Raw genomic sequence first — 18137 nt, 5'->3', positions numbered from 1 at the left:
GGTTCATCCTCAAGTATCAGGCCTGACGTCGCAGGGTCTCGGAAGGCAGGCAGCCGTACTGCTTGCGGTACTGCATGGCGAAATGACCGAAGCTGGCGACCCCGTGACGCAACAGGATATCCGTCACGCTGTCGGCCGGGCCGGCCTGCTGCAGGGCTACGTGAACCAAAGCCAGCCGACGAGTGCGGACATAGTCACTGGGGGTTTGCTGAAGAAAGCGCGCAAAGCCATTTTGCAAAGTGCGGATCGACACGTCGCAGAACTGCGCCAGGCTCGCTAGCGCAATCGGTTCGGCCAGGTGCTGCTCGATGTAGTCCCGGGCCTTCTTGACGTGGCGAGGCATTGGTTGGCACTGGTCTTGCAGCAGATCGACCGAATAATTGTGCGGCAACTGGGTCAGCAGCACCGACAGCAAATAGTCCGACAGGCTCCCGCCCATACCTGGGGTCAACAGCGTCTGGGTGGCGTCGCCATAGAGCTGGCAGATGTAGTCCAGGGTGGTGCGTACCGTCGCCATGCCCGGATGCTCGGCGTCGACCTGAATATCGAAAACCAACGGCTGACGCAAACGCCGGTTGAGCAACACTTGCAACTGGCGCTCCAGGGCTTCGCGATCGACGCGCAAAATCAGGTTGCGGCAGTCCTTGTCGATACGGATAAAACTGCGCTCGGAAGGCGAAGAAATGGTCAGCCCACCCTTGCGCAAAATCGCGCTCTGCTTACCCAGGCTGACAATGCCACTGCCTTCCAGGGTGACCCGAATCAGGTAGTAGTCGCGGATATCACCGGCGTCGATTTCCACCGGCGCGCCGTAGTGCAGGTCGAACAATGCCGAACTGCCGAAAAAGACGCCATACAGCTGCGATTGCAGGGTACCGCCCTGCTGCATTTTCATCTGGTGGGGCCACAAATACTGACTGACCCGATCCTTGACCTCGCCGAACCCACCGGAACTCAGAAGGCAATGGTGACGGAGCGAAGAGCGTTCATCGAACATGCTGAAGCACCTCCAGAAAATGACAACGTTGCCCGCAGGCATATCGATAATTTAGTGGAAATGGAAAGCAATTTTCACGCCATGGAAACGCTTTATGCGCGCACGGAACAGCCTCTGCGCCTGGCGCATAGAGTCAAGGCAAACAACGGCTTAAAAGGGTCTTGCAGCACACACAAGCCAAGCCATTGGCAACCTGGAACCGCACAACAAAACCAATAAACGCACCAGGGTAGGCACTCGGGTAACGATGGCGTCACCGATACACCCAACTGCAACAACCGCTGCCGCCGACTGAATGATTGCCAACCCTGAAGGGGCCAAACAGCATGACCAGCAAAACATCGACCGAGGTCACCCGTAAAAGCTATGCCTACGAATGGTATGTCGTTGCCGTTTGCATGCTGGCCTACATTTTTTCGTTTATCGATCGTCAGATCCTGGCGTTGATGATCGAACCAATCAAACACGATATGCAGTTATCCGATACCCAATTCAGCCTGCTGCATGGCCTGGCTTTTTCGCTGTTCTATGCCTTCATGGGCATGCCCATCGCGCTGCTGGCGGACAAATTTTCCCGTCCGAAAATCATCGCCATCGGCATTGCGTTCTGGAGCCTGGCGACGGCCCTGTGCGGGGTGAGCAAAAACTTCCTGCAGATGTTTATGGCCCGCATCGGTGTCGGGATTGGTGAAGCGGCGCTGTCGCCGGCCACCTACTCGATGCTCAGCGATATGTTCCCCCGGGAAAAACTCGGGCGCGCCGTGGCGATCTACTCGATCGGCTCGTTCATCGGTGGCGGCGTGGCCTTTCTGATTGGCGGCTACGTCATCGACTTGCTGAAGAACCTCGACAGTGTCGCCGTACCGCTACTGGGCGAAATGCGGCCATGGCAGGTGACGTTTTTTCTGGTGGGACTGCCGGGCATTCTCGTTGCCCTGCTGATTGCCCTGACCATTCGCGACCCGGCTCGCAAGGGCTTGAAGCTGGATGCGGCGGGTAATGTCCACGCGCCCAGCATGAAACAGGCATTCAAGTTCCTGGCAGTGCACCGCAAGACCTTTTTCTGCCACTACCTGGGGTTTTCGTTCTACGCGATGACGCTGTTCTGCATGCTCAGCTGGACCCCGGCCTTCTATATGCGCAAATTCGGCCTCGCCCCTAGCGATACCGGCTACATGCTCGGGATCGTGGTGCTGCTGGCCAATACCAGTGGCGTGTTTTGTGGCGGTTGGCTGATCGACTGGCTGGCGAAAAAAGGCTACAGCGATGCGCCGATCCGTGCGGGAGTCATCGGGGCAATCGGCATGGCCGTGCCCGCCATCGCGTTCACCCAGGTCAGCGAACTGTGGATGTCCGTAACGCTATTGGCACCGGCGATGTTCTTCGCTTCGTTTCCAATGCCGGCGTCAACCGCGGCCATGCAGATCCTGCCGCCGAATCAGATGCGAGCGCAGATCAGCGCGCTGTTCCTGCTGATTTCCAATCTGATCGGCCTGGGTCTTGGTACCACGCTGGTCGCGTTGCTCACCGACCGGCTATTCCAGAACCCGGCCATGGTCGGCTCGTCCATTTCCATGCTCAATGCCTTCGCAATCGCCCTCACCCTTCTCTTGCTGATCAAGGGTTGCCGACACTTTCGTGAAAGTCTCAAACACGAAGGCCTCGCCTGAAGGCTTTACCTAAGGCACGCTTCGGCGTGCCTGCTGGTTTTTTGCTGCGGGCGGCGCGACAATGGCGCCCGCTATCAAACCCAGTTCACCAGAAAGACTACGCCAACCTTTATGACCACCCCGAAAAAGCGCCTGAGCCGATACAACCCCGCCAGCGAAGACTTCAAGAAGGAAGAGTTTCCCTTCTACTGGCTGGCTCGCCTGCATGGCCGCTACTCCATGGCCATGGAGAAAGCGCTGAAGAAAATCGATATGGATATCCCGCGCTGGCGGATTCTGTTCATCCTCAAGGAAAATGGCGAGTCGAGCATTTCGGAAATCTCGATCCATGCCATCGCGAAACTCTCAACCATTACCAAAATCGTGTATCGCATGAAAGCCGACGGGCTGGTAGAGACCAATACCAGCACCAGTGACGGGCGCGTGACTCAGGTCTCACTCACCGATGTCGGCCGCCATACCATCGAAGAAATCCAGCACGGCACCAGCGATATCTTCCGCACAAGTTTCAAAGGCCTGACCGAGGCCCAGATCACCAAACTGAACGGAACACTGGAAAAAATATTCAATAACCTGCCGGAAGACTGACCCGCAACGACCAACGACCCACAGATCAGCGCTTCGAAAAAGATTCGACGCTTACTGGTTTCTTTTGCGTTGTACATGACGCGCAGCAGGGATACGGTGACGGCCATAATTACGCCCTGCCATAGCGAGTTCGAGAGGGCCTCCATGAGCTTGGCCCACGTGCCTGGCTTTCAGGCATGGCAGGCATCCGGGTGTTCTCCCTCTCGGGGAGCATGAACGAAAAAGCCCCAGCAAATGCTGAGGCTTAGTGGATATGAGTGGGCTAATGAAGATGTCACTTAATTGTTTGAACGTGACGAGTCATCTTCATCAGGATTTTCAGTTTTGTTAGGTTCTTTCCAATCTTCAGGCCTCTCACGATCCGGTGCCCCGGGATTCCTCATCGGATCTGTCTCAGCAGGGCCGCTAGGTTTCACCGGTGGATCGTTCGAATCAGGCATCGGTTTAGAGGGCACTGAGCCGCCTTGTCCGTTTTCGTATTCAGTTTCGTTAGCCATACGCACCTCAATGATTGAGGTCCAGTGATTCTGGGCCATACACATGGGAGGACCGGATATTGCTGCCAGTGCTATCGAGTAGACGAACGGGATCACTGATTTGTTGGCGCTGGCTGTATGGGTTACCAATGCTGATTCCGTACATCGCACTGCCCGGCTATCGACGTCCAGGCCTTCCCGAGGGGCTATCCTGGCTACAGGTGAGTTCGAGGCGTAAAAAAGCCCGCTCTGTGCGGGCAACTGGAATGATTCGAACTTGTTCAAGCACCTGATTCAGGGTCGCTAGCAGGCACGCCGCGAGCCTCCTTATCTTCTTCGTCCTGATCATTCATCTGTGGGTCTGCGTCCGGATCATCTACGCGGCCGCTTTTCCCAGGTTCTGGATGCTCACTCGATACCGAGTTGTTGGCATCCACATCCGACATTTCCTCGTCGACAGGTGCTTCGTCGTCCGCAGGCAGCGGAACCTCAGGTTCTTTCCCTTTAGGATCATGGCCTGTTTCGTTATCAGTGCCGGCCGTTACGCCCTGCTGAGATTTGTTTCCAGAAGCATTCTCGTCAATGTCCATGCTGGCTCTCCGTTCTGATGCGCGGGATGTCCGTGCTTGTATATGAGAGCGAGCAAATCATTGCACGTGCCGAGCAATGGACGAACGGCGAAAACAGAAATCTGGCGAGGCTTTCGCGTCATTTGGGCACTACTTCAATGAGATGTCCAAGATCACTAGTGCTGATCGATTTGCTGGAAGCCGCCCATCCAATGACCGCGCCAAGCGCCGTCCAGATGATGTCAGCCAAGAAAAGGGCCTTTTGCGAAGGCGCTTTAATTGCTTGTTCTGTCCCGTCCTGAATAAGGTTTACACCTTCTGATCTGTTTTTCAGGAGGGCGTAATGGAATTAGCCAAAAGGTGTAGCCAATTCGCCCAGCGCCGGAAAACGGTCCAGCTCGTTGTCTCCGATCAAGGGGAAGTATCCGTAATCCTCCTTGAACCGCAACGCCGCCAAAGTAAGGGCGCGAACCAAGGCGCTCGGCTGAACTTCACGCTTCAGCGCTTCCACTTTGATGGCGATGTAGGCGTCGTCATTCAGGCGCGACTTAAGCTGATGAGCGTTGCGATGCGTATTGTTGCCGTAGGCCATGGGTTCGCTTCAAGGACACTTATTTGCAAGCCAATAAGGAAACTTATAAATTCCGTGGATGAGTACACTCGCCGAAAGAATCAAATCCGCACGAATTCACGCCAAGCTGAAGAGCGAGTACGAAAAACAAATCGATGCATTGCCTATGCCCACGACCGAAGCTGGGCGTCTGCAGCAGTGCCAGAACTTCAGCAGAGATGCCTTGCTGGAAATGCCAGGGAATGTGGAGGCAAACAAAAACTCATCGCTATTCGAAATTGGCGATTACTCAAGGGCTATCGCTGTCAAGCGCCGGATGGTCGCGATGAAGTGCACCAGGGCCGAAAGGCAGCCTTGGAATGTGAGCGAAGCTGAGTGAGAGCCAGTCCATGCAATCGAGCAGGCAATGTATTTGCGCTAAAAATTGAAAGACAGAGCACTGCCCTGCAGAAGGGTTACTGAATGTCGAAGAAACAGCCGGAAAGTAAAGCTGCAGCGACAGCTGCTGAAATTGAGCGCGCAATCCAGGCCCTGAACAAAATGGCTGAGCGGCTTTGGGGAGATGGTCGGGAGACCGAGGCGAAAGCCCTTCTTGATGCCTTGGATTCTCTAAACCGGGCGCTGGACCGAATCAGGATTGGCGAAAGTCGCAGGGTTCTTCATTGAAGACCTTCTAGATCGGGAACGAGGGCTTATGGCATGGCGCACTCACTTCAATACCAGATAACCGAATCCGTTCGCGTCGTTGAGATCGAGGTAGGCAAGCTGCTCGATTTGGCAGCGATGTTGAAAGACGATGGAAATGATGTCCTGGCGACAGCTGTCTCGAACCAAGCGAATAAGCTGCTTGAGGCTGCGGTGGCACTGAGAATCGCGATGGCGGGGTGAATTCCAACTGATGCCTCAAGATCGACTGATCTGCTTACGCTGATAAGGTGAAAAGGTTTGCCGGTGACGTCATCTGGCAAGGTGTACATGGCTCCCGTTAGCGGGTCGAGTTGCGGCCGCATTTTCCGGCGGCGACGTCAAAACCTTCGCGAAGAACTTGCTCGGTCCGAGCGACCACATCAACGGCATGAGCGAAGTTCATTCTGATTCCAGATCCGCCTGGATGCGGGCAGCAATAGTAGGCGCCCAGTTCTGGCCAGTAATTTGATACGTTGAACGCTTTTTGCTGACGACTCGAATCGAATAGCTCTCTGCTGAGGGGGTGACTGGCGTAACGAACAGTCATGTTTGTTCAAAATTCATCGAGACCGCCGGCCTGAAGGTGAAGCCATGATCATCCCAGTAGCCGCCCTCGCCGACATGGCCTGGCTCATCTACTCGGGACCGGGGTAAGAAATAAGCCCACCCTGACCAGTTGCGGCCACTCAGCATTTCTCTGAAACACCTGGCAGGGCGGACTACTGAACCCTATTCGAGTGAGGCTTTCTCGTATATCAGCTATTCCCTGATACCCACCGTCAGCGCCCCCACCGAACTCACCCGACTACACACCAAAACCTTACAACTCACAGCCTGCTGGTGAACGGCGGGCGAGGATTTCTGCATGTCCGAATTGATCGTTGCACGGCAGATGGCCTTTCGCGCGGAAGGCGAGGACTGCATCGCCGACAAAGCTGTTCTGCTTGAGGTCGTGGACTTCTCGAAGAACGGAGAAATTGAAGTCGCTCTCACCGCCACAAAACTGATCGGCAAGCCGCGCATCTACCTGGCCGTTTCTCTGCCAGAACTGATCGCCAAGGGAATGGCGATGGTCGGCAGCACCAAACTTTAATCACCTTCTGCCGCGCGGCATGGAGCAACGCTATGGAAACTGAAATCGTCTCAGACGCCCGCATGAAGCTGGGCATGATCTCCCCCACCATCGCTGCCCCCTAACCACACCCGCAATGAGCGCCGATGAAGGGATGTTCCGCGCGCATCTGCAAATTAGCGCCCAGCGCTATCGGCCCAGCCGATTCAAACCCAGGAATTATCGATTTGTGCTGTTGTGGATAGACCGCGAGCATGGGGTCACTTCCAACAACAAAAACAAAGGACCCACCATGACTGCCCGATTCCACAATCCAGTTGATACACGTTTCGGCTGGGGCAGCCTACTCGAGCTTGCCGACATCACCGAAAACCAAAAAGTCGCCCTTGTAACCTTTCCCGAAGCCCGCGGGCTGGGGTTGGTGGACCGCATTCAGGATCTATTGGGCGACCGGCTGGTGTACGTGATTGAGGATGTCCAGCCCAACCCGGATGTTGCCCAATTGCGCGACACTTATGAGCGTTTTTGGCAGGATGCAGGCGATTGCTATACTGTCATTGCCGTAGGCGGTGGCAGCGCGATCGATACGGCCAAGGCGTTAATCGTGGGCACCGAATCCGGACGTTTTGACGAATTGCTCGCGTTGCTGGCAACCGGTAAATCCTTCGTGCCTGCCCGGAGCAAGTTGCTGATTGCGGCTCCAACCACGGCAGGTACCGGCAGTGAAGTCACCCCTTGGGCAACAATCTGGGACTCCGCCAGCCAAAAGAAATACTCCCTGCATCTGGAATGCACCTGGCCCAAAGTGGCGATTGTCGACCCGCAGCTGATGCTGACAGTTCCAGGTGGCGTCACGGTCTCTACGGGCCTGGATGCGCTGTCGCATGCCCTGGAGTCGATCTGGAACATCAACGCCAATCCGGTATCGGACACCTTCGCCATCTCTGCCATCACCGACATTCTGGAATGCTTGCCGTTGCTGCGTCGTGACCTGTCCAACAAGGACTTGCGTTCGAGAATGGCGCTCGCAGCACTCAAGGCCGGACTGGCGTTTTCCAATACCAAGACTGCACTGGCCCACTCTATTTCCTACGAAATGACCCTGCGCTACGGCTTGCCCCACGGCATCGCCTGTTCCTTCACGCTTCCGTTAGTGCTGGGTCTTGCCTGGGGCCATGACGAAGCGCGCGACCGGACCTTGCAGCGGATCTTCGGCGACGACTTGCACAAGGCTCAGACCCAGTTGCGCGAGTTCCTGCACAGCCTTGATGTGAAGACGGAGTTTGCCGACTACGGCATCACGGCAAAGGAAGCTGAAGAGATGATTCAGTTCGCCCTGCAGGGCGCACGCGGTAAAAATTTCATCGGCTCGAAAGCTGCCTAGAGCCTGTCCATCCCAAGCACTTCCAGCGGCGTAACGAGCCGCGACGATTTCCTGCCGCATCCACAAAAGGATGCACCTTCCGACGCCCTCGGAAGGACCGAACAATAATAAGGAAAAGATCATGAATCGTGCCCAAACCATGCCAGGTCTCGCGGTATCCACCTCGTCGTTTCGAGTCGCCCAGTGGCGCATGCTGCTGGCCGCCATGTTCTGTTATCTGTTTTTCTACACAGGACGACAAACCTTCGGTTTCGCCATTCCAGGCATCCAGGCCGAGTTCGGCTTTACCAAGGAACACCTTGGCTGGGTATCGGCCGCCATGCTCTGGGCCTACGCCATCGGCCAGGCCATCAACGGCAACCTCGCCGACAAGTTCGGCGGTCGACGCATCATGACCCTGGGTGCCGTGCTTTCCTGTGGCGCCAACTGGGTGACCAGCTTCGCCGGTAGTTTCGCCGCGTTGATCCTGCCGTGGAGCATCAACGGTTACTTCCAGGCATTGGGCTGGGCGCCGGGCAGCCGGCTGATTTCCAACTGGTGGAGCACCGGTGAACGCGGCAAGGTGTATGGCTTTTACGTGTTCGCTGCCGGCTGCGCGTCAGTCCTGTCCTACGTGACTTCCATCGTGGTTCTGGAAGTGCTGCAACTGGAGTGGCGCTGGATCTTCCGTTTGCCCGTGCTGCTGATGCTGGCAGGCGGCATCATCTTTTATCTGGTCGCCCGGGAACGTCCGCAGGACATGGGTTTCGAACCGCTCGCTGATACGGGCGTCGCCAACGCCGATGACAAAAATCACGAAGTGGCCAATGGCGAAGTCGAAACCTCTACGCAACGCTACAAAGCCGTTTTGAAGAACTTCCGCTTGATCATTGCTGCCGTGTCCCTGGGTTTCCAGAACGCCGCTCGCTATGGCTTGATCGTCTGGGTGCCGGTGCACTTTCTGGGTGCCGACTGGAAAAGTGGCGACAGCATGATCGATCCGAAGTGGATTACCGTGGCCCTGCCGGTCGGCATGGCCATCGGAGCCCTGAGTAATGGCTGGATTTCCGACAAGTTGTTCGGCTCGAAACGCTACCTGGCGATCATGCTCTACATGGTCCTGGGGGCAGGTACCAGCCTGTGGATGTGGACGCTGGCGCCGCACAGCGCGACCGGTCTTATAGCGCTCTTCCTTTGCGGGTTCTTCGTTTACGGGCCTGCGTCCAGCTTCTGGGCACTGTGCCCGGACCTGGTCGGAGCAAAGCGTGCTGGCACGGCAACCGGCGTCATGAACTTCTCGTCCTATCTGTTCGCCGGCCTGGCGGAACCGCTGATCGGCAGTATGCTCGACAGTACCGGCAACACATCTTTGATCTTCATCGTGGTCACCTCGGCATGCCTGTGCAGTGCGGTGGTCGCGTTGTTCATCAGGCGCTGACGGCCCGGATGGATGCTTGAATGACAGGCGACGACTCAGGAACAGGATCTTTTCATGTACCAGTACCACAAGTGGTTACGTTCCTTTCATGCGGTGGCGAAGACCGGCAGTTTCACCCTCGCCGCCGAGTACCTGAGCGTCGGTCAGCCGACCATTAGTGAACAGGTCAATGCGCTGGAGAAGAAGTTCTCCGTGGAACTCTTCCACCGTCGCGGTCGCTTTATCGAGATGAGTTCGGCGGGGCATAAGCTCTATGCGATCACCCAGGGCCTGTTTGGCCAAGAGGATGAAGCCGTGCAACTACTGCAAAGTTTCAAGCAACGTAAAACTGGCATGTTGCGATTGGGCGCGGTCTCGCCGCCCATCGCAATGAACCTGACCTACGAGCTGATGCAGCGCTATCCGGACATCGAGCTCGAAACATCGTTTTCCCCTGAAAAGGAAACCCTGGATCGACTGTTCAACTTTGATATCGACGTGGCGATTCTTGCCCTGTCGGAATTCGACGAGCGCTTCGATACTCAGCTTTACCGACGCTATCCGATTATTGCCGTCGTACGCGATGACCATCCTTGGGCACAACAGAAAGAGGTGTACGTCGATCAGATCAGCAGCGAGAAATGGGTCCTTCGCGAAAAAAGCTCACGCACTCGCCAATTGGTGGAAGAAAGCTGCAAGCGCCTTGACGTCGAGCTGAACTGCGTCATGCAGTTAAACAGTCGCGAAGCCATCGTCCATGCCATCGCCAAGGGCATCGGTATTGGTTTCGTTTCTGCCGTGGAATACGCGCAAACGCCCGGCACAAAACCGATCACCTTTGTCGATCACCCGTTCTCGATCGACTACCACCTGTGTTGCCTCGGCATCCGCAGAAACCGACCGATGATCGCGGAGTTGTTCGACTCGAATCCAACGCCGGCAACCTGATCCCGAAAACATTTCACCCATCCATAGGCTTACTTCTTGGTGACGAGAGGGACGGCCATCTCATACCTAAAAGTGGAGATTCACCATGCACTACAAACAACCCACTCAACTGCAAGCCGTGGTCCTGGACTGGGCGGGCACCGTCGTTGATTTCGGTTCATTCGCGCCTACGCAAATTTTCGTCGAGGCATTTGCCGAGTTCGGCGTGGCCGTTTCCCTGGAGGAAGCTCGAGGCCCCATGGGCATGGGCAAGTGGGATCATATCCGCACGTTGTGCAACCAGCCGCAGATTGCCGAACGCTACCGTGCCGCCTTCGATCGCCTGCCGACCGATGAAGATGTCACCGCGCTGTACGAGCGCTTCATGCCACTGCAAATCGAGAAAATCGCCCTGCATTCGGCATTGATTCCCGGTGCCTTGGACGCCATCGATGCCTTGCGCGACAAGGGCCTGAAAATCGGTTCTTGCTCCGGTTATCCGGCGGTCGTCATGGAAAAAGTCGTCGAGCTGGCTCGGCAAAACGGCTATGTCGCCGACCATGTGGTCGCCACCGATGAAGTACCCAATGGTCGCCCGCACCCTGCTCAGGCGTTGGCCAACGTGATTGCTTTGGGGATCAGCGACGTCGCCGCTTGCGTGAAGGTCGACGACACCTGGCCGGGCATCCTGGAGGGCCGCAGCGCCGGCATGTGGACGGTCGCACTGACTTGTTCCGGAAACGCATTGGGCCTGACCTACGATCAGTACAAGGCCCTGCCCTCTGACAAGCTGGCCGCAGAACGCGCCCGCATCACCAGGATGTTCGAAGGCTCCCGTCCGCATTACCTGATAGACACCATCGTCGAACTACCAGCGGTCATTGAAGACATCAATGTCCGACTGGCGCGCGGAGAAACTCCACAGGGTTACTGACGCGATACGACTTCTGGCTGAAGTGGCCGTCCTGTGGACGGCCGCATTTCAGGTGGAAAGTTCAGAACCGGCCGATGGCAAATCAGGTTGGGACGCTGTTGCTCGAATGACAAATTCCGCATGCAAATAGAACAGCGCAAGCTCACCGCAACGACTCCCTGAAGACCGGACGTAACCACCACAATCCCGGATTAAATCACGACGCTCAAATCGTTTAATTCGAGTCTCGCATCGGTCGAACCAATACCTGCGACAAATAAGCTCAGCTTATTTATGAAATACGATAAAACGATTTTAGTTATTTATGATTCATTGCTTTCATCACGCCATGCATCACTCCTCACAACAACAATACCGCCGGAGAAGATTCATGACCAAAGCCGAATTCCCGATTACCCAGCCATTGGCGACGCCTGTCTTGGGTGAACCCTACCTGCTGACCCCTGGGCCTCTGACTACTTCCAAAGCAACAAAGGAAGCGATGCTGCGCGACTGGGGCTCATGGGATGGTGCCTTCAACCAGGTCACCGCCGAAGTGCGACAAACACTCCTCGGCATGGCCGGCGTGCAAGACGATAGCTTCGCCTGCGTCCCGCTGCAGGGCAGCGGCAGCTACTCGGTAGAAGCTGCCCTGGCCTCCGCCATCCCGCGTGAGGGCAAAGTGTTGGTATTGATGAACGGTGCGTACGGCCAGCGCGCGACCAAAACCCTGGAATACCTCGGCCGCGCCTGCATCACTCTGGACAAAGGCGACTACTTGCCACCGCAGCCTGAGGAAGTAGATGCGCTGCTCAAAGCCAATCCGGACGTGACCCACGTCTTTTTGGTCCACTGTGAAACCAGCTCCGGCATCCTCAACCCTTTGCGCGAGATCGCCGACGTGGTTAAGGCCCACGGCAAGAGCCTGATCATCGACGCCATGAGCACCTTCGGCGCAGTCCCGGTGACAGTCAATGAAATCAGCTTTGACGTGCTGGTGTCCTCGGCCAACAAGTGCATCGAGGGCATACCCGGCTTTGGCTTCGTGATTATCCGCCGCTCGGTGTTGGAGTCCGCCAAGGGTCGCGCCAATTCGCTTTCCCTCGATCTCTATGAGCAATGGGTCTACATGGAACGCACCGGCCAATGGCGCTTCACTCCGCCCACCCACAGCGTGGTCGCCTTCCACAAAGCCTTAGAACAGCACGCGATCGAAGGTGGCGTGCAGGGTCGTCTGATGCGCTATACGCGCAACCGCGACGTCCTGGTGAGTGGCATGCGTGAACTGGGTTTCCGAACCCTGCTGGAAGATTGCTGGCTGTCGCCGATCATCACCACGTTCTTTTGCCCCGAGCATCCAAACTTCGAATTCATGCGTTTCTACGATGAGCTCAAGACCCGCCAATTCATCATCTACCCGGGCAAGCTGACGCAGGCTGAAAGCTTCCGCATCGGTTGTATCGGTCAGATCGACGAATACATCGTCCACCAACTGCTACGCGCCATCGCTGACAGCCTCGTGGCGATGGGCGTGGACATGCCAAAACCGGCAGCCTGATCGACCCCTTTCAAGATCCTTGTCGATTCGAGCATAGGTGCAATGGGTAGCACCTCTGGATAGGGATCTTTTTTTTAACCATGGATCCGGTGACTTATCGCTCGGCAGCGCCGAGCAGGAGTCAGCGATCGCAGCAACTTAATACTTGAAGTCTGATGCCATCCTCACCGCCATCTAATCGGTGTCGTGTACGTGGACGGACTTCTGTATCGAAAACAAAAACAAAAACCAATTAATTTGCGCTGTCTGGCACCTCATACGGGATCAGAACACCATGAACAAAAACACCACAGGCCCTCTCGCAAGCGGCTGGAAATCCCTCCAGCGTTGGCGCGTGCAGGTTTTCCTCATCACTTGGGTGGCCTATGCCGCCTTCTACTTCACCCGCAAAGCTTTCTCTGTCGCCAAGCTCGGTATTGGCGAGGACCCAAGCTTCATGCTCGAAAAGGCCATGATGGCCAATCTCGACGCCCTCTACTTGGCAGCTTATGCCTTAGGTCAGTTTCTTTGGGGCAATTTTGCCGACCGCTTCGGACCGAGGGTCGTCGTACTGAGTGGCCTGGTTATCTCGGCTCTGGCGGCGCTGCTCATGGGCACCTATGCCACTTTACCGATATTCGTCTCCTGCATGCTGGTACAGGGCCTGGCTCAGTCCACCGGTTGGTCAGGCTTATGTAAGAACCTCGGCAGTTTCTTCAGTACCGGCGAACGTGGCCGTGTAATGGGCTACTGGTGTACCTGCTACGCCTTCGGCGGTTTAGTAGCAACTCCATTTGCCGGTTGGTGGGCCTACCAGGCTTACCACGACTGGCGCATAGCGTTCATCAGCAGTGCTGTGGTGGTGCTGGTGGTGGCGGTGTTGTTCTTTTTCCTGCAACGCAACCGGCCGGAGGACGTAGGTCTGCCTCCTGTCGAGATCGAGATCGAACCCATCAGCAACGTCATTGTTCCGCGCGAAAGTATGTGGGCTGGCTTACGCACCGTAATGAAAAATCGAACCGTGCTGGTTCTCGGCCTCGCCTATTTCATGCTCAAGCCCGCGCGCTATGCAATTCTCTTGTGGGGCCCGGTCATCATCTACGAACGGATGCCTTCGATCGGCAAAGTTGCCTCCGCTATCGTACCCACCGCGTTTGAATTAGCGGGTCTAGTAGGCCCGATCCTTATAGGCATCGCCTCAGATAAGTACTTCGGCGCTCGTCGCATGCCGGCCTGCGTCCTTAGCCTGGTCGTCCTCACCATCTGCCTGGGGTTGTTTGTTCCTGCGATGCAGAGCGGCAGTCTTTACATGGTGGTCGGCCTGCTATTCATGATGGGCCTGACACTTTACGGGCCGGATTCGATGATCAGCGGCTCGGCTGCCATTGATTTCGGTAGCAAAGACGGAGCGGCCTCCTCCGCAGGCTTCGTCAACGGCTGCGGTTCGATAGGCGCGATCCTCGGCGGCCTGCTGCCAGGTTACTTCGACACCATCACCGTGTTCCTGGTTTTCACCGGCGCTGCACTTCTGGCCAGCCTGATGTTGGTGCCATTTTGGAACAGCCGCCCGAAAACAGTGGAAAGCCAACAGTCTGTCTTGGTCCCGGTACAACCGGTCATCGTCGGCACCAACTCCTGAACTCTGACTCTGCACCTTCCTTAAACTGGAGCTTTCACCATGCACTATAAACAACCCACACACCTGCAAGCAGTCGTCCTGGACTGGGCCGGCACCGTCGTTGATTTCGGTTCGTTCGCACCAACTCAAATCTTCGTCGAAGCCTTCGGTGAGTTCGGTGTCGCTGTCTCCCTGGAAGAGGCCCGCGGCCCGATGGGCATGGGCAAGTGGGATCACATCCGCACGCTGTGCAACCAACCGCAGATTGCCGAACGCTACCGTGCGGCCTTCGATCGCCTGCCGACCGATGAGGATGTCACCGCTCTTTACGAGCGATTCATGCCGCTACAGATCGAGAAAATCGCTCTGCACTCGGCCCTGATTCCGGGTGCACTGAACGCCATTGATGCCTTGCGCGACAAGGGCCTGAAAATCGGTTCGTGCTCCGGTTATCCGGCGGTGGTGATGGAGAAAGTCGTCGAGCTGGCGCGGAAAAATGGCTACGTCGCCGACCACGTTGTAGCGACTGACGAAGTACCCAATGGACGCCCGCACCCGGCTCAGGCCTTGGCCAACGTGATCGCCTTGGGGATCAGCGACGTCGCCGCTTGCGTGAAAGTCGACGACACCTGGCCGGGCATCCTTGAGGGCCGAAGCGCTGGTATGTGGACGGTCGCCCTGACCTGTTCCGGCAACGCATTGGGCCTGACCTATGATCAGTACAAGGCTCTGCCTTCCGACAGGCTGGCCCAAGAGCGCAACCGCATCATCAAGATGTTCGAAGGCTCTCGCCCGCACTATCTGATCGACACCATCGTTGAATTGCCGGCAGTCATCGAAGACATCAACGCTCGTCTGGCACGTGGAGAAACCCCTCAGGGCTCCTGACCGCGCAGGGCTTGTGCAACTGACAGGGCCGTCCCGCGGGCGGTCGCAACCAAAAAACAACAAGAGAACCCCACCATGAACTACGCCCAACCTGGCACTCCCGGCGCCATCGTTTCCTTCAAGTCCCGTTACGGCAACTACATCGGCGGCGAGTTCGTCGCACCGGTCAAAGGTCAGTACTTCACCACCACCTCGCCCGTGAATGGCCAACCGATTGCCGAATTCCCGCGCTCCACCGCCGAAGACATCGACAAGGCTCTGGACGCTGCCCACGCCGCTGCTGATGCCTGGGGCAAAACCTCGGTTCAGAACCGCTCCCTGGTGCTGCTGAAAATCGCCGATCGCATCGAACAAAACCTGGAAGTCCTGGCCGTTACCGAAACCTGGGACAACGGCAAAGCCGTGCGCGAAACCCTCAACGCCGACATTCCGCTGGCCGTGGATCACTTCCGCTACTACGCCGGTTGCATCCGGGCCCAGGAAGGCAGCTCGGCCGAAATCAACGAACACACCGCGGCGTATCACTTCCATGAACCGCTGGGCGTGGTCGGGCAGATCATCCCGTGGAACTTCCCGATCCTGATGGCCGCCTGGAAACTTGCCCCAGCGCTGGCTGCTGGTAACTGCGTGGTGCTCAAGCCTGCCGAACAAACTCCACTGGGCATTACCGTGCTCATGGAGCTGATCGGCGACCTGCTGCCGCCCGGCGTGCTGAACGTGGTGCAAGGCTATGGCAAAGAGGCCGGTGAGGCCCTGGCCACCAGCAAACGCATCGCCAAGATCGCCTTCACCGGCTCGACCCCGGTCGGCTCGCACATCATGAAATGCGCCGCCGAAAACATCATTCCGTCCACCGTGGAGCTGGGTGGCAAGTCGCCGAACATCTTCTTCGCCGACATCATGCAAGCCGAAGAAACCTTCATCGAAAAAGCCGCCGAAGGCCTGGTGCTGGCGTTCTTCAACCAGGGCGAAGTCTGCACCTGCCCTTCTCGCGCACTGGTGCAAGAGTCGATCTACGACGACTTCATGAAAGTGGTGATGAAGAAAGTCCTGTCGATCAAACGCGGCGACCCACTGGACACCGACACCATGGTCGGCGCCCAGGCGTCCGAGCAGCAATTCGACAAAATCCTTTCGTACCTGGAAATCGCCAAGGGCGAAGGCGCCGAGCTGCTGACCGGCGGCAAGGTGGAAAAACTCGAGGGCAACCTGGCGACCGGGTATTACATCCAGCCGACCCTGCTCAAGGGCACCAACAAAATGCGGGTGTTCCAGGAAGAAATCTTTGGCCCGGTGGTGAGCATCACCACCTTCAAGGACGAAGCCGAAGCCCTGGCCATCGCCAACGACACCGAGTTCGGCCTGGGCGCCGGTCTCTGGACACGCGACATCAACCGCGCCTACCGCATGGGCCGCGCCATTAAGGCCGGTCGTGTGTGGACCAACTGCTACCACCTGTACCCGGCGCACGCCGCGTTCGGTGGCTACAAAAAGTCCGGCGTCGGCCGTGAAACCCACAAAATGATGCTCGACCATTATCAGCAAACCAAAAACCTGCTGGTGAGCTACGACATCAATCCGCTGGGCTTCTTCTAAGACTCAGTCACGGCCGCAGTAAAGACCAAGTCAGGCATCTCGACAGCAAACCTTGCTATCGAGATGCCTTGAACTGATCGACCAATTAATCGCCAGACCCTCCGGAGCCCTCGATGAAAATCCGTTACAAGGTAAGCCTTGTGGCTGCTTGTGTGCTGTTCGTGACGACCAGTGTCCTGTCGCTGGTCCAGGTAGAGCAGATACGTACTATTTTGCGTCACCAGGTCGAGGCGAGCATCTCCGAATCGAGTAATGCTGTGGCGCGTCAGATCGAAAATTGGCTGAGCGGCAAGCTACGTCTGATGGATTTGGCGTCCCAAGCGATCGACCGTCAGTACAGTGCGCAAGCGACCCAACGCATCATCGATGCGCCCATTCTGAAAGACGAATTCAAGCTGGTATTCGGCGCCTTTGAGTCTGATGGAAAACCCATCAAGAACACTGCCGCATGGAATCCCAAACCTGACTATGACGGTCGCACCCGCCCCTGGTACGCAACTGGCAAGGCAGGTAGCCAAGCAGTTTTAACCGAACCCTACAAGGACTCCACCACGGGTGAAATTCTGATCTCGGCTGTCGCCCGGATCAGCGATGCGGGTCAGTTGCTCGGGGTGTTTGGAGGCGACATCCGTCTGACTTCGGTTGCCGATGCCATCAATACGCTGGATTTCGGTGGGGCCGGTTATGCATTCCTGCTGAGCAAAAGTGGCAACATCATTTCCCATCCGAACGAGGAACTGAACGGCAAGCCCTACAGCCAGCTTTTTGCAGGAGGCGTCCCACCGCTCGACGGTCAGCTTCAGGAAGTCAGAAGCGGCGAAAAGTCCCTCCTGGTGTCCTTCATCCCGCTCTCCAATCTCAAGGGCATGGATTGGTATATCGGTGTGGTGCTGAATCAGGACATCGTCATGGCCGCAGCTCAAACACTGAGCTGGCGAGCCGTCATTGGTACAGGGCTGGGCGTGTTGCTTAGCCTGTTGGTGTTGGGGCTGCTGGTAAGGCGACTCCTCCGTCCCCTGGATCAACTCAAGGAATCGTTGGCAGACATCAACCGCGGAGAAGGTGACCTGACCCGCCAACTACCCGTGGTCGGCAACGATGAAATTGCGCTGGTCGCCGGGGAGTTCAACCAGTTCCTGCAGAACCTGAAAGCACTCATTGGCGATGTGAAAAACAGCTCGCAACAAGTTCGTGAGAGCACCACGGCGACGTCATGTGAAGCGGATCAGGCAGCCAACCGCGTACAGG

General features: G+C 56.8%; 17 protein-coding genes and 3 pseudogenes. 15 read left to right on the top strand and 5 right to left on the bottom strand.

All coding sequences use genetic code 11. The annotated features are described in order from the left end of the window. Positions 1-16: 16 nt before the first annotated feature. Positions 17-997 (bottom strand): AraC family transcriptional regulator, encoded by a 981-nt coding sequence (locus tag ACA055_RS12130; RefSeq protein WP_497683844.1) that lies wholly within the window; start codon positions 995-997, stop codon positions 17-19. Positions 998-1323: 326 nt separating this feature from the next. Here ACA055_RS12130 and ACA055_RS12125 point away from each other — a divergent pair, with 326 nt between their 5' ends. After that, positions 1324-2667 (top strand): spinster family MFS transporter, encoded by a 1344-nt coding sequence (locus ACA055_RS12125; RefSeq protein ID WP_497683843.1) that lies wholly within the window; start codon positions 1324-1326, stop codon positions 2665-2667. Between the two features lie 111 nt (positions 2668-2778). Continuing rightward, positions 2779-3255, top strand: coding sequence for a MarR family winged helix-turn-helix transcriptional regulator (locus ACA055_RS12120; protein ID WP_497683842.1), 477 nt, complete (start codon positions 2779-2781; stop codon positions 3253-3255). Here ACA055_RS12120 and ACA055_RS12115 read toward each other — a convergent pair. The 4 genes and pseudogenes from ACA055_RS12115 to ACA055_RS12100 all read right to left on the bottom strand — a co-directional run. Beyond that, positions 3249-3401: pseudogene (locus ACA055_RS12115) on the bottom strand (phage holin family protein); the annotation flags it as partial. The gene ACA055_RS12120 and the pseudogene ACA055_RS12115 sit on opposite strands and share 7 nt — an antisense overlap. 132 nt (positions 3402-3533) lie before the next feature. After that, positions 3534-3752: a hypothetical protein gene (locus ACA055_RS12110; RefSeq protein ID WP_497683841.1), complete on the bottom strand. Its 219-nt coding sequence runs from the start codon at positions 3750-3752 to the stop codon at positions 3534-3536. Positions 3753-4129: 377 nt separating this feature from the next. Continuing rightward, a pseudogene (locus ACA055_RS12105) lies at positions 4130-4321 on the bottom strand (hypothetical protein); the annotation flags it as partial. A gap of 328 nt (positions 4322-4649) precedes the next feature. Further along, positions 4650-4892 (bottom strand): hypothetical protein, encoded by a 243-nt coding sequence (locus ACA055_RS12100; RefSeq protein ID WP_497683840.1) that lies wholly within the window; start codon positions 4890-4892, stop codon positions 4650-4652. 58 nt (positions 4893-4950) lie between these two features. On the opposite strand from ACA055_RS12100, the gene ACA055_RS12095 reads away from it, so the two are divergent. The 13 genes and pseudogenes from ACA055_RS12095 to ACA055_RS12035 form a co-directional block, all read left to right on the top strand. Beyond that, positions 4951-5250 (top strand): hypothetical protein, encoded by a 300-nt coding sequence (locus ACA055_RS12095; protein ID WP_497683839.1) that lies wholly within the window; start codon positions 4951-4953, stop codon positions 5248-5250. A gap of 83 nt (positions 5251-5333) precedes the next feature. Continuing rightward, entirely contained in the window at positions 5334-5537 is a 204-nt protein-coding gene (locus ACA055_RS12090; protein ID WP_497683838.1) for a hypothetical protein, read from the top strand. 33 nt (positions 5538-5570) lie between these two features. Next, on the top strand, positions 5571-5759 hold the full coding sequence (locus ACA055_RS12085) for a hypothetical protein (protein WP_497683837.1): 189 nt from the start codon (positions 5571-5573) through the stop codon (positions 5757-5759). A gap of 664 nt (positions 5760-6423) precedes the next feature. Further along, positions 6424-6651, top strand: a complete 228-nt coding sequence (locus tag ACA055_RS12080) for a hypothetical protein (RefSeq protein ID WP_497683836.1) — start codon at positions 6424-6426, stop codon at positions 6649-6651. A gap of 271 nt (positions 6652-6922) precedes the next feature. Further along, complete coding sequence (gene psrA, locus ACA055_RS12075) at positions 6923-8014, top strand: iron-containing alcohol dehydrogenase PsrA (protein WP_497684392.1); 1092 nt, start codon at positions 6923-6925, stop codon at positions 8012-8014. 121 nt (positions 8015-8135) lie between these two features. Then, positions 8136-9431 carry an MFS transporter gene (locus tag ACA055_RS12070; RefSeq protein WP_497683835.1) on the top strand — a complete coding sequence of 432 codons (1296 nt, stop codon included), beginning with the start codon at positions 8136-8138 and terminating at the stop codon, positions 9429-9431. A gap of 54 nt (positions 9432-9485) precedes the next feature. Further along, positions 9486-10358: a LysR substrate-binding domain-containing protein gene (locus tag ACA055_RS12065; RefSeq protein ID WP_497683834.1), complete on the top strand. Its 873-nt coding sequence runs from the start codon at positions 9486-9488 to the stop codon at positions 10356-10358. 85 nt (positions 10359-10443) lie between these two features. Beyond that, on the top strand, positions 10444-11271 hold the full coding sequence (gene phnX / locus ACA055_RS12060) for a phosphonoacetaldehyde hydrolase (RefSeq protein ID WP_497683833.1): 828 nt from the start codon (positions 10444-10446) through the stop codon (positions 11269-11271). Positions 11272-11641: 370 nt separating this feature from the next. Then, positions 11642-12808, top strand: a complete 1167-nt coding sequence (locus tag ACA055_RS12055) for a 2-aminoethylphosphonate--pyruvate transaminase (protein ID WP_497683832.1) — start codon at positions 11642-11644, stop codon at positions 12806-12808. 274 nt (positions 12809-13082) lie between these two features. Next, complete coding sequence (locus ACA055_RS12050) at positions 13083-14426, top strand: MFS transporter (protein ID WP_497683831.1); 1344 nt, start codon at positions 13083-13085, stop codon at positions 14424-14426. A gap of 39 nt (positions 14427-14465) precedes the next feature. Beyond that, positions 14466-15293, top strand: coding sequence for a phosphonoacetaldehyde hydrolase (gene phnX / locus ACA055_RS12045; protein WP_497683830.1), 828 nt, complete (start codon positions 14466-14468; stop codon positions 15291-15293). Positions 15294-15368: 75 nt separating this feature from the next. Then, positions 15369-16889: an acetaldehyde dehydrogenase ExaC gene (exaC, locus tag ACA055_RS12040; protein WP_497683829.1), complete on the top strand. Its 1521-nt coding sequence runs from the start codon at positions 15369-15371 to the stop codon at positions 16887-16889. Between the two features lie 113 nt (positions 16890-17002). Then, positions 17003-18028, top strand: a pseudogene (locus ACA055_RS12035) (HAMP domain-containing protein); the annotation flags it as partial. Between the last annotated feature and the right edge of the window lie 109 nt (positions 18029-18137).

It is taken from the genome of Pseudomonas sp. LBUM1657, from assembly GCF_059716075.1.
The sequence above is the reverse complement of the archived record's forward strand: the minus strand, read 5'-3'. Positions and strand labels throughout refer to the sequence as shown.

Bases quoted from the DNA above. Each gene is read 5' to 3' on its own strand.
- ACA055_RS12125 (WP_497683843.1), top strand. From the start codon at position 1,324: ATGACCAGCAAAACATCGACCGAGGTCACCCGTAAAAGCTATGCCTAC.
- phnX (WP_497683833.1), top strand. From the start codon at position 10,444: ATGCACTACAAACAACCCACTCAACTGCAAGCCGTGGTCCTGGACTGG.
- ACA055_RS12085 (WP_497683837.1), top strand. From the start codon at position 5,571: ATGGCGCACTCACTTCAATACCAGATAACCGAATCCGTTCGCGTCGTT.
- ACA055_RS12120 (WP_497683842.1), top strand. From the start codon at position 2,779: ATGACCACCCCGAAAAAGCGCCTGAGCCGATACAACCCCGCCAGCGAA.
- exaC (WP_497683829.1), top strand. From the start codon at position 15,369: ATGAACTACGCCCAACCTGGCACTCCCGGCGCCATCGTTTCCTTCAAG.
- ACA055_RS12080 (WP_497683836.1), top strand. From the start codon at position 6,424: ATGTCCGAATTGATCGTTGCACGGCAGATGGCCTTTCGCGCGGAAGGC.
- ACA055_RS12055 (WP_497683832.1), top strand. From the start codon at position 11,642: ATGACCAAAGCCGAATTCCCGATTACCCAGCCATTGGCGACGCCTGTC.
- ACA055_RS12050 (WP_497683831.1), top strand. From the start codon at position 13,083: ATGAACAAAAACACCACAGGCCCTCTCGCAAGCGGCTGGAAATCCCTC.
- ACA055_RS12065 (WP_497683834.1), top strand. From the start codon at position 9,486: ATGTACCAGTACCACAAGTGGTTACGTTCCTTTCATGCGGTGGCGAAG.
- phnX (WP_497683830.1), top strand. From the start codon at position 14,466: ATGCACTATAAACAACCCACACACCTGCAAGCAGTCGTCCTGGACTGG.
- psrA (WP_497684392.1), top strand. From the start codon at position 6,923: ATGACTGCCCGATTCCACAATCCAGTTGATACACGTTTCGGCTGGGGC.
- ACA055_RS12100 (WP_497683840.1), bottom strand. From the start codon at position 4,892: ATGGCCTACGGCAACAATACGCATCGCAACGCTCATCAGCTTAAGTCG.
- ACA055_RS12095 (WP_497683839.1), top strand. From the start codon at position 4,951: ATGAGTACACTCGCCGAAAGAATCAAATCCGCACGAATTCACGCCAAG.
- ACA055_RS12110 (WP_497683841.1), bottom strand. From the start codon at position 3,752: ATGGCTAACGAAACTGAATACGAAAACGGACAAGGCGGCTCAGTGCCC.
- ACA055_RS12070 (WP_497683835.1), top strand. From the start codon at position 8,136: ATGAATCGTGCCCAAACCATGCCAGGTCTCGCGGTATCCACCTCGTCG.
- ACA055_RS12130 (WP_497683844.1), bottom strand. From the start codon at position 997: ATGTTCGATGAACGCTCTTCGCTCCGTCACCATTGCCTTCTGAGTTCC.
- ACA055_RS12090 (WP_497683838.1), top strand. From the start codon at position 5,334: ATGTCGAAGAAACAGCCGGAAAGTAAAGCTGCAGCGACAGCTGCTGAA.